At 69.3% G+C, this 9,573-nt stretch carries 8 protein-coding genes and 1 pseudogene; 3 read left to right on the top strand and 6 right to left on the bottom strand.

Going from position 1 to position 9,573, the window contains the following annotated elements:
- Positions 1–192: 192 nt before the first annotated feature.
- Both AB1460_RS33990 and AB1460_RS33985 read left to right on the top strand, forming a co-directional pair.
- Positions 193–546, top strand: a complete 354-nt coding sequence (locus AB1460_RS33990) for a hypothetical protein (RefSeq protein WP_368966406.1) — start codon at positions 193–195, stop codon at positions 544–546.
- Between the two features lie 233 nt (positions 547–779).
- Positions 780–1,121 carry a histone-like nucleoid-structuring protein Lsr2 gene (locus AB1460_RS33985; protein WP_368966405.1) on the top strand — a complete coding sequence of 114 codons (342 nt, stop codon included), beginning with the start codon at positions 780–782 and terminating at the stop codon, positions 1,119–1,121.
- A 615-nt stretch (positions 1,122–1,736) separates the two neighbouring features.
- Here the strand turns inward: AB1460_RS33985 and AB1460_RS33980 are convergent.
- Genes AB1460_RS33980 through AB1460_RS33955 form a run of 6 tightly spaced genes read right to left on the bottom strand, consistent with a single transcriptional unit; the run spans position 1,737 to position 7,397 of the window.
- Entirely contained in the window at positions 1,737–2,999 is a 1,263-nt protein-coding gene (locus AB1460_RS33980; protein WP_368966403.1) for a cytochrome P450 family protein, read from the bottom strand.
- On the bottom strand, positions 2,992–4,251 hold the full coding sequence (locus AB1460_RS33975; RefSeq protein WP_368966402.1) for a cytochrome P450: 1,260 nt from the start codon (positions 4,249–4,251) through the stop codon (positions 2,992–2,994). Before AB1460_RS33975 ends, AB1460_RS33980 begins: the two co-directional genes overlap by 8 nt.
- Positions 4,248–4,877: a GTP-binding protein gene (locus tag AB1460_RS33970; protein ID WP_368966401.1), complete on the bottom strand. Its 630-nt coding sequence runs from the start codon at positions 4,875–4,877 to the stop codon at positions 4,248–4,250. Before AB1460_RS33970 ends, AB1460_RS33975 begins: the two co-directional genes overlap by 4 nt.
- A complete protein-coding gene (locus AB1460_RS33965; protein WP_368966400.1) occupies positions 4,858–5,211 on the bottom strand; it encodes a DUF742 domain-containing protein in 354 nt (117 codons plus the stop codon). The genes AB1460_RS33970 and AB1460_RS33965 overlap by 20 nt, the downstream gene beginning before the upstream one ends.
- Positions 5,212–5,214: 3 nt before the next feature.
- Positions 5,215–5,646: a roadblock/LC7 domain-containing protein gene (locus AB1460_RS33960; protein ID WP_368966399.1), complete on the bottom strand. Its 432-nt coding sequence runs from the start codon at positions 5,644–5,646 to the stop codon at positions 5,215–5,217.
- On the bottom strand, positions 5,643–7,397 hold the full coding sequence (locus tag AB1460_RS33955; protein ID WP_368966398.1) for an ATP-binding protein: 1,755 nt from the start codon (positions 7,395–7,397) through the stop codon (positions 5,643–5,645). Before AB1460_RS33955 ends, AB1460_RS33960 begins: the two co-directional genes overlap by 4 nt.
- A gap of 475 nt (positions 7,398–7,872) precedes the next feature.
- Between AB1460_RS33955 and AB1460_RS33950 the strand changes: the two are divergent.
- Positions 7,873–8,907: pseudogene (locus AB1460_RS33950) on the top strand (IS701 family transposase); the annotation flags it as partial.
- Between the last annotated feature and the right edge of the window lie 666 nt (positions 8,908–9,573).

The following is a 9,573-nucleotide window of genomic DNA, read 5'->3' as shown; positions in this document are numbered from 1 at the left end:
TGGGAGTGGTAAAGGCCTTCTCGGCGGAGCAGGGCGCCTCGTTCGCCCGACTCGGTCAGGCCGTCGTACTCGTTCAGGATTCTCTTCTTGTAGGCCGCGGTGAAGGTCCGGCGCTTCGGTCGGTCCGCCCGCGGTCCGCCTCGGGAGGGGCTCACCCCGCCATCCTCCTGCTCCGAGGAGGCCATGTCTGCCATGGTCAACGTCACCGGTCTTGAAGATCCCATCTCGCCCTGCGCTACAGAGGTCTCAGCGATCCTCGTGTCTCACGGGACTCTGACAGACAGGGTGCGTCTGCTGATCGAGATCAAGTACGCACGGAAGGCATCGGACTTCAAGGACATCGAGAAGCAGGTGATGGAGGACAGCGTCGCGTACCTGGCAAACACCGACAGCTACGACAAGATCCTGGTGTTCATCTACGACGACTCCAGTTCCAGCGAACACCATGACACCACCCGCCGCGCCCTGATCGGCATCGAGAACGTTACTGACGTCATCATCGCCAGCCGCCCGGGACGCATCCCGCCTCGCAACCAAAGGCCCTGACGACCCCTTCCCAGACCCGCCCCACAGCCAAGAGCGTCGCCACGGTCGAACTTCTCTCCGACCTCACACCGCCCACGGATACTCCACAAGCCAGATGCGACACTTCCACGAGGAAGCCTTCCTGGCATGTTTAGCCGACGCCGGTAGCCGCGACAGACCCATCGGGATGATGCTGCGATACGGTACGCCATACAGCGTGAACAAAGATCCGCGATCCAGAACGGGGAATACTCATGGCACAGAAGACCATCGTTTCGCTGATCGACGACCTCAGCGGAGAGACAGCGGATGAGACAGTCCGGTTCGGACTGGACGGCGCCCAGTACGAGATCGACCTGTCCGAGGCCAACGCCACGAAGCTGCGGGAGGCGCTGGCCTCGTTCGTTGCGGCGGGTCGCCGTTCCGGTGGCCGTGCCGCCAGTGGGCGGCGCGGCACGCGTGCCGCCGCACCGCGCTCCGCGGGCGCGGACCGTACCGCGGACATCCGGGAGTGGGCGCGGAGCAACGGCTACACGGTAAGTGACCGGGGTCGTATCGCGTCGAACATCGTCGAAGCGTTCGACAAAGCTCACTGACCGCACCGGATCGGTGGTGCGCGCCACGGGACTCCACCGGACACTCCGACCTCGAATCCGCGAATTACCAGTCGCGTTTCCACTCATCCGGCGCACACCAGGTACGCAGTTGCAGCCGGGTACCTCCGTTAGTCGACTTGGATAGCCCAGGCCGGGGGCACACCGCGTGGGCCGTTGGTCGCGACCCCCGACGACGATTTTGCATCCGGGCACGGGAGTGCCGGCTGAGCAGGTCGGCGGCGACCTGGGCGACGTCATCGGGGTGGATGGGCGAGAAGCAGGCGTCAGCGAAGGCCATCGCGACCCGGCCGGTGGAGGCGCGACGGCGGTGGCCACCCGCCCTTCGCGATCAACCTGCTGTTCCGCGCCTGTGGGGCGGCGGTGGCGGCGGCCGATCGCGAAGGGCAGATGGCTATGGGCGTCCCGGGCCTCGGCGGCAGCGCGCGGCTAGCTTCGGCGATCGCTGCCCGCCAGGGGTGCGGCGACCGAGCCGCGAGAGTGACCACGTTGTGACGCATGGCTCCCTCCGGGTGGGCAGCCGGCGGCGATGGCAGCGTCGAGCGGATGGGAGCAACGCGCGCCTCGGCCGGCTCACGTGACGGCCCCGAGCGTCTCTCAGAGAACAAAGGGCGGGGCCGCGGCGGCCTGACCGAGCTGGACCGGCAGCGCAGCGGCACTGTTGGAGAAGAATGACGGAACCGGCGGCAGGGTCGCGGGGTTGGCCGCCAGACTCAGGTCCGGGTACCGGGCGAACAGAGCGGGCAGGGCGATGCCTGCCTCCAGGCGCGCCAGGTGCGCGCCCAGACACAGGTGCGGTCCGCCGCCGAAGGACAGATGCCGCTGGGGGGTGCGGGTGACGTCGAACTGGTCGGCGTCGGGGCCGTACTGGCGGGGGTCGCGCCCGACACCGCTGTACGCGGCGAGAATCGCGTCGCCCTTCGCGATCGTGACGCCCGCGATCGTGACATCCTCGAGCGGGTAGCGGGCGGGGAAGTTCCCGATCGGCGCGTCCCAGCGCAACACCTCCTCGACCACACTGGACCAGGTCGCGGCGTCACCGGCGACGGCGATGGCCTTCTGGTCCGGATGCGTGAGCAAGGCGCGTACGCCGTTGGTGATGAGGCTCAGCGTGGTCTCGTGGCCGGCGGTGAGCAGCAGCCAGATGGTGTCGACGAGCTCCTCGGTGGTCAGCGCCGCCTCGTCCTCCTCGCGCAGCTTGATCAACGCACTGGTGAGGTCCTCACCGGGCTCGTCGCGACGCAGCCGTACCAGCTCGGCGAGCAGGGCCAGGCGCTGCCGCTCGGTGGCCACGGCCTCCTCGCTGCTGGTATCCGTGCGGAAGATGCTGTCGACAAGCCGGCGGAGCTCGGCGCGCCACTCCCGCGGGACGCCCAGCAGCTCGCAAATCACCTGCATCGGCACCGGGTAGGCGTAATGCGACCGCAGATCCACCGATCCGTCCGGGCCGGCATGGGAGGGGAGCTCGTCCAGCAGCTCGGCGACGATCTGGTTGACGCGGGGACGGAGCTGTTCCACCCGGCCGCGCGTGAACACCCGGGTCACCGGTCGGCGCAGGCGGGAGTGCGTGACGCCGTCGCTGGTCACCATGTTGGTCACCTTGATCATGCCGACCAGCGGCCAGTCGTCGGTGATCGTCCCGTCCTGGATGGCGCTCCAGTTCCGCCAGTTCTTGCTCACCCGCTCGTCCGCCACCAGGTCGGCGAGCAGGGCGTGGTCGGTGACCACCCACACGCGGATGCCGCCGGGCAGCTCGGCCTGCACCACCGGACCCGCCTCCCGCAGCCGGCGCTGTTCGCCGTGGTGATCGGCGCCGAAGGGGTCCAGGGGAACCAGCGGGATGGCGGTCGAGTCAGCCATGCGAGACCTCCTGCTCAACGATGGGCACGTCGGATGCGACGAAACGCACTGGAAGGCTCGCCGGGCAGCGGGTCCACGGCGAGGGCAACAGCTCGATCTCATCCGGAAGAATGGCCAAGGTGAGGTCGTGCAGTTCTGTCAAGACGGTCGTGACGGCTGTGCGGGTGATCAGACGGCTGGGGTCCAGGGCCGGGCAGGTGTGCGGGCCGGCGGAGAACGCCAGATGCGAACGGTTGCCGGTCTCCAGCCAGGGGTCGTCGGTGTGCATGCGCGCGTCGGCGTTGGCCGCGCCCAGGCCGAGGATCAGGGCGTCGCCCGCACGGATGGGCTGCCCGGCGAGCTCGGTGTCGGCGAGCGCGTACCGGGCGGGCATGTTGGCCATGGGGGGATCGCGGAACAGCACCTCGTCGAGCGCGTCGTCCACGCCCAGACGGCCGCCGTGCAGGCGCCCGGCGAACCGAGGGTCGGTGAGCATCAGCCGGATGGTCTGCGCGATCCACGAGGTTGTCGTCTCGTAGCCGGCCGAGATCATCAGAACGATGGACTGCACGACCTCGTCGCTGTCGTGCAGGTTCGGGTGCGCCAGGAAGGCGGTGGTGAGGTCCTCGGCCGGGCTGGCCGCGTGCGACTGCATGACCTCGGTCAGGATACGTTCGAAGGTGCGGTTGCCCTCCTGCGAGTCCTCGCCGCTGCCGAACAGGGCGATCAGGCCGGCCCGCAGCTGATGGCCGTGCTCGGTGGAGATTCCGAACAGGCTGGAGACCGCCAGCATGGGAATGACCGACGCGTACTCGGTGACCAGGTCGGCCTCGCCGCGTTTCGCGAACCCGCGGATCAGCTCTCGGCAGGTCGCCTGCAGCGAGCGCCGGAGGGCATGCTGGTCCATGCCCGCGATGCCCTCGTCGAGCGGGGCCCGCAGCCGGCGATGCCGTGCTCCGTCCGCGAAGTAGGCGTTGTCCCGCGGGAACATCATCGGTCCCAGTCCGGAGTCCTGGCGCACGACACCGTCGGACAGCAGCCGCCAGTGCGAGGGATTGCGGGCGAACAGGCGCTCGTTGCGCACCACATGAAGAATCTCGGGATAGCCCATGACCAGCCAGGCCGGTACACCGGGTTCGAGCTCCACCGGTGCGACCTGCCCCCACCGCTCCCGCAGCACCCGGTAGGCGGCCTGTGGGTCGGCGCAGGTGGTGGTCTCCGACAGCGGAGTCAGACCCGTGAAGTCCGACAGGGAATGGCGGGTGGAAATCATCGATGCGCCCCTGTCAGCCGGGAGGATGCCGTCGCGTGCTCGACCAGAGTGATCAGCGCTTGGATCGAGGACTGCCTGTCCAGAGCCCGGCAGGACGTCATCGGCGTATCGGTGGGCAGGTCCAGCGCGGCGACGACCTGGTCCAGCGGGATATCCGGCGTATCGGGAAACACGTTCACGGCTACGGCGAAGGGCGTGTCACTCAGTTCCATCTGGTCGAAAACCTCGAAGCTCTCCTCCAGCCTGCGCGTGTCGACCAGGACCAGGGCGCCGATCGCGCCCTCGGCCAGCCCGGCCCAGTGGTCCCAGAACCGTCGTTGCCCGGGAGTGCCATAGAGATACAGCACGATGTCGTCCCCGAGGGTGATCCGACCGAAATCCAGGGCGACCGTCGTCGACGTCTTGCGCTCGACACCCGTCAGCGAGTCGACCCCCAAGCTTTGCTGGGTCATCTGTTCTTCGGTATGCAGCGGTACGATCTCGCTCACCGAGTCGATCAACGAGGTCTTGCCGACGCCGAACGGGCCCGAGACCAGAATCTTGACCGACTGGCGCACCGTCGGCGAGACATACCGGTCCGCCTCGTCACGATCAGCCCTGCGGTGATCAGAGGCTACGGAGACCATGCAGGACCCTTTCGAGAAGCTCTTGGTTCGGGGTATCCGGATCGGCCCCCACCGTGCGCACGGCGAGATGGCCGCTGTCGACCAGGTCCGAGACCATGACCGCCGCGACGCTCACCGGGATTTTCAGGTGGGCGGCGGCCTCGGCCAGCGACAGCATTCCCCGGCACAGCTGCACCAGGGACCGATGCTGACGCGTGGCCGAGGGCGGCAGGCTGGCGTCCGCATTCGCCACCAGCAGGGTCTCCGGCCGGACCGTGTTGCGGCTGGGGCGCGCCTGGCCACCGGTCAGCACATACGGTCGAACCGGGCCGAGGTAGTCCGTGGGGTCGACCACGGCTTAGTGCGGGCGCTCGGCAGAGCTCAACGACTTCTCGCCGATCTTGCGTACCGTCGTGGTCATCTGGTGGGCGACGAGCGCCGGGTCAATCACGGCCTCGGTGATCACACCCAGGTAGGTGCGTTCGCCGGCGCCGCGGAACATCAGCTTGGCGCCGTTGAGTTCGTACACCACGTGGCTCGGAATGCCGCCCTCACCGTGGTCTCCGGCAACCGCCCTGCCCAGGGACGCCATGGCCGAGCACGCGGCGGCGAGCTTCTCGGCGCCGTCGCGGTCCAGGGTGCTGGAGATGGCGGTCACAAAGCCATCGGCGGTGAAAACGAACGCGTGCCGTACGCCCTGCGTCGTCTCGATTTCCTCCACCATCCAGCGGTTGGCGTCGATCCCACGCCAGTGGTCGGTGTGGAGAGTGCCGGTGGCATCGGGGGTCATTCCGTGTCCTCTGCGGGAGTGAGCGGGGCCGAGGGCGGGGTGGAGTCGCCCGGGTCAGTGACTTCGCCGCCGGAAGCGGCGTCCGGCGAGACGCTCAGAATCGCCGCGAGGAACGATCCGGCTTCGTCGGCTGACGGCGGCGGTGCGGGCGGGCTCGCGGATGGCGTGGCGGGCGGCGGAACCTTCTCGGCGAGCGCGGCATGGCGGGGCGATCGGCGTCGCGGGAGCACCGGCTTCGACGGGCGATCTTCCCCCACGGCCGAGGCCGGGTCGCCAGGGGGGACCGAGGCCGGGTCGGGCAGGGAGACTGCGCCGGGTGCCGGGGGCGTGCCAACGGCCGCAGACCCGGTCGGGTGGTGGCCGCGCGTAAGGCGTGTGGCGGGGTTCAACAGCTCGGTCAGCTCGTCGGGCACGAAGACCACCGCCCGGACGCCGCCGTAGACCGACTCGCTGAGATCGACCCGCAGCCCGTGGCGGCGCACGTACTCGCCGACCACCGCCAGGCCGGTCTGCGGCGTCTGGCCGAGATCCGCCACCCGCACGGGCCGACGTCCCGAGGCGATCTCCCGCGCCCGGTTCAGGCGGAACTCCTCCATGCCCACGCCACAGTCGTCGATCTCGTAGACCACTCCGCGCTGCACCGACCGGATTCCGACCAGCACCTCGGTCGTCGACGGCGAGGACTGCGCCGCGTTGGCCAACAGCTCGGCGATGACGCTGATGAGCGGTTCGGCGACGTGAGCGACAACCGCGGCGTCCGGGCCGCCGGATGCGTGCACCCGCTGATAGGCGATGATCCGTGAGGCAGCCGCGGTCACGATGTCGGCTACGGCCACTGGCTCCTGCCACTGCTGGCCCGGCGATTCGCCGCACAGCACCGCGAGGTTCTGCGCGTAACGGGCCTGCTGCGCGGCCGCATGGTCCACGCGGTAGCCGCTCTCGAGCACATCCGGTGTCGTCGGATGCGCCAGCACCATGGCCGTGGCTTCTTCCTGCACCCGGTGGGACACGGCCTGCACGTTGCGCGCGAGCCCGACCGTCGCGGTCCGCAGGGCCTCCTCGCGGTCCCGGAAACGATCGTGGGCCTGCTCCACCAGCTTCGCGACGGCCGCGCCGATCCGGTCCAGCACCCCGACGATCGCCTCGTCACCGGCGGCGTCCGGCAGTGCGGGAACCAGATCACCGGCGGCCAGGGCGGGAAGCTGGTGGTCTGTGACGAATCGCACACCCTCCTCCCAGGCGGCGATCCGTCGTTCACCGATCCGCAGCGCCTCCTGTGCCTGTCGCAGCGCGTCGCGCAGCTCGACGATCTGGCCGGCGATGCCGTCGTAGCGGGCCACGATGTCGGCATTGCCGTCGAGGGCCGCCGGCAACGCGGGCGTATGCGTGCCCTCGATCAACGCGGGTAGCGCCTCATGGGAGATGAACCCCAACGCCTGCTCGGCGACCTCCAGCCGCTTCCCCAGCTGACCGATGGTCTCGGCCTGCTCGGCGACTCGCTGATCCCGTTGCGCGAGGTCTGCGGCCAGTCCCCCGATCCGCTCCTGGAGGCGCCCGAGCTGCAGCTGGCACTCCGCCAACTGGGTATCCCGTTGTGCCAGCTGCGCGCGAAGCTGATCGGCGTGGCCGCGGGCGACGGCCACGACCGCCGTCTCCTTCCGGTGACGGTCGGCGAGACGGGCCGCCAGCCCGGCGAGGTACCGCCCGGACATCGTCGCATGACGCGCCACTGGCGATGAGGGGTCAGTCATGATCACCTGATGTCAGTCGAGTACGGGACAGCGGCCGGCGGCTCGGCCCGCCAGAACAACTGGGCCGCCACGGGCTGGCCCACGAACCATCGGCCGAATCTTCACTTTTTGTAAACTCTCAGGGCAGTATGCCGCAGAAGGCTGCGTCGAATCGTAGCTGAGAGGCTGGCAACAGAGGAGACCGGGACCAACCGGCTCGCGTCCAGAAGTGCCGATACCAGCGTGTGTGTCCGCGGGCTGTGGCGCAGTTCCTCGGCCGCTGTCTGCTCGGCGCTCAGCGGCGTCGTCACCGCACCGTCGAGATCACGCTGGTGGGCGTAGCCGTGGGCCGACGTGGAGGCGGCCCGCCATGACGGTGATCTCGTTGTCGTGCGGCGGCTCGGTGACGAGCCACTCGTGCGCGCACCGCAATGCCGACGCCGCGTCCACCAGCGGCCCATTCGCCGCAGCCTGCCCCGGCCGCGGCGCGCCGACGTCGAGAGTCTGGGCCGATCTGCCGCGTAGGGACCAGCGGGCGAAGGCCGAGCTCTACGTCCGTGGGCTGATGCTCGACGGGAAGCGTAAGAGCCTGCAGCCCATGGCGGAGCGGCTCGGGGTCGATCATCAGGGGTTGCAGCAGTTCCTGCGGAACTCGACCTGGGAGCACAGCGAGGTCCGCCGCAGGCTGACCGGCTGGGCGATCGACTTCGTCCAGCCCGAGGCGCTGGTCATCGACGACACCGGCTTCCCGAAGGACGGGCCGGCCTCGCCCGGGGTGGCGCGGATGTACTCCGGAACGTTGGGGAAGATCGGGAACTGCCAGATCGGGGTGTCCGTGCACGCGGCCACGGACTGGGCGTCGGCGGCGTTGGACTGGCGGCTGTTCCTACCCGCGAGCTGGGACGACACCGACGTTGCCGACCCGGCCGACGCCGCCGCGGTCCGTGCCCGCCGCACCCGGGCGCAGATCCCTGACGTCGCGCGGCACCGGGAGAAGTGGCGTCCGGCGTTGGACATGCTCGACGAGGTCCTCGGCTGGGGTGTGCCCGCCCGGCCGGTGCTCGCCGACGCCGGCTACGGAGACTCGGCCGAGTTCCGCCAGGGCCTCACCGACCGGAACCTGGTCTACGTCGTCGGCGTGACCCACGCCGCGACCGCGCACCCAGCCGCCGCCGAACCCGTCCGACCGCCGTACTCGGGCAACGGCCGCCCACCGGTACCGGCCTACTCGGACCCGCCGTCCACGCTGAAAGCGCTGGTCCTGGCCGCGGGACGGGGAGCGGCGCGGTGGGTGACCTGGCGGCGCGGCACCCACCACCAGCCGGACAACCCGACCGCGGTCATGCGCTCACGGTTCCTCGCCCTGCGGATCCGTTCCGCCGCCTGCACGATCCCCCGCGACGCCGACCGCCGGCTGCCCGAGTGCTGGCTGCTCGCCGAGTGGCCCCCGGGTGAACGCGAGCCCACCGACTACTGTCTGTCCACCCCGCCCCCGGACATTCCCCTGCGCCGCCTGTTCCGGCTCGCGAAACGGGTCTGTTGCATCCAGCTGAATCAGCCGATCTTGACTGTAGATCTTCCCGCCTGGAGACCTCGCAGCCTGCCCGCAGGACGCCCGAGAACAGCCGCGGAGGCCGTCAGCAGGCCTGATCACGAGAAGATTTACGGCCAAGATCCGTTGCCTTCGCTCGATGCAACAGACCCGTCCAGGCCGCGGGCCTGCCAGCAATCGATCCAGGTCTCGAACACCGTCGGGATGATCTCCGGGTGGAGCTGCAAGCCGAGGTGCGGCCCGAGCTGGAAGGCCTGCTCCGCGTCTGCCATCCAGGCCAGCCGCCGTGCACCCGACCGTTGATCGGACACTCCCGCCCACCGGCCACGTGACAACACAGGGGCGTCTGTGCCCACACCGGCGATCCATATCACCGACGGCTGATCGGCGATCCGGAGGAGGTGGCCGTCCTGGATCTGACCGAGCAGTCCAGTGTTCCGCGGGGCGCCGGGTTGGTCAATGATGTCTGGTTATGGGGGTGGCGCGTGGCGAGGCTGGCTGGGATTTCTTCATCTCTTAGCTTGTTGTTTAACTTGTCTGTCCTTCAGGTCCTGCGGCTGTTGACCTGTCCGTGGCCTTCCCGACTGGTTGGATGATCGCCTGTCGTCGGTTGGCGCGGCCGGGTGGGCGTCCGGGGCCGGGTCG

This window comes from Parafrankia sp. FMc2 (genome assembly GCF_041008525.1).
In the GTDB taxonomy this organism is placed as follows: domain Bacteria; phylum Actinomycetota; class Actinomycetes; order Frankiales; family Frankiaceae; genus Parafrankia.
Note: the sequence above shows the minus strand (reverse complement) of the source record. Positions and strands in the feature narration are given on the sequence as shown.

What these genes read in the sequence shown, in the direction of transcription:
- AB1460_RS33990 (WP_368966406.1), top strand. Translation starts at nt 193, where the DNA reads ATGGTCAACGTCACCGGTCTTGAAGATCCCATCTCGCCCTGCGCTACA.
- AB1460_RS33985 (WP_368966405.1), top strand. Translation starts at nt 780, where the DNA reads ATGGCACAGAAGACCATCGTTTCGCTGATCGACGACCTCAGCGGAGAG.
- AB1460_RS33980 (WP_368966403.1), bottom strand. Translation starts at nt 2,999, where the DNA reads ATGGCTGACTCGACCGCCATCCCGCTGGTTCCCCTGGACCCCTTCGGC.
- AB1460_RS33975 (WP_368966402.1), bottom strand. Translation starts at nt 4,251, where the DNA reads ATGATTTCCACCCGCCATTCCCTGTCGGACTTCACGGGTCTGACTCCG.
- AB1460_RS33970 (WP_368966401.1), bottom strand. Translation starts at nt 4,877, where the DNA reads ATGGTCTCCGTAGCCTCTGATCACCGCAGGGCTGATCGTGACGAGGCG.
- AB1460_RS33960 (WP_368966399.1), bottom strand. Translation starts at nt 5,646, where the DNA reads ATGACCCCCGATGCCACCGGCACTCTCCACACCGACCACTGGCGTGGG.
- AB1460_RS33955 (WP_368966398.1), bottom strand. Translation starts at nt 7,397, where the DNA reads ATGACTGACCCCTCATCGCCAGTGGCGCGTCATGCGACGATGTCCGGG.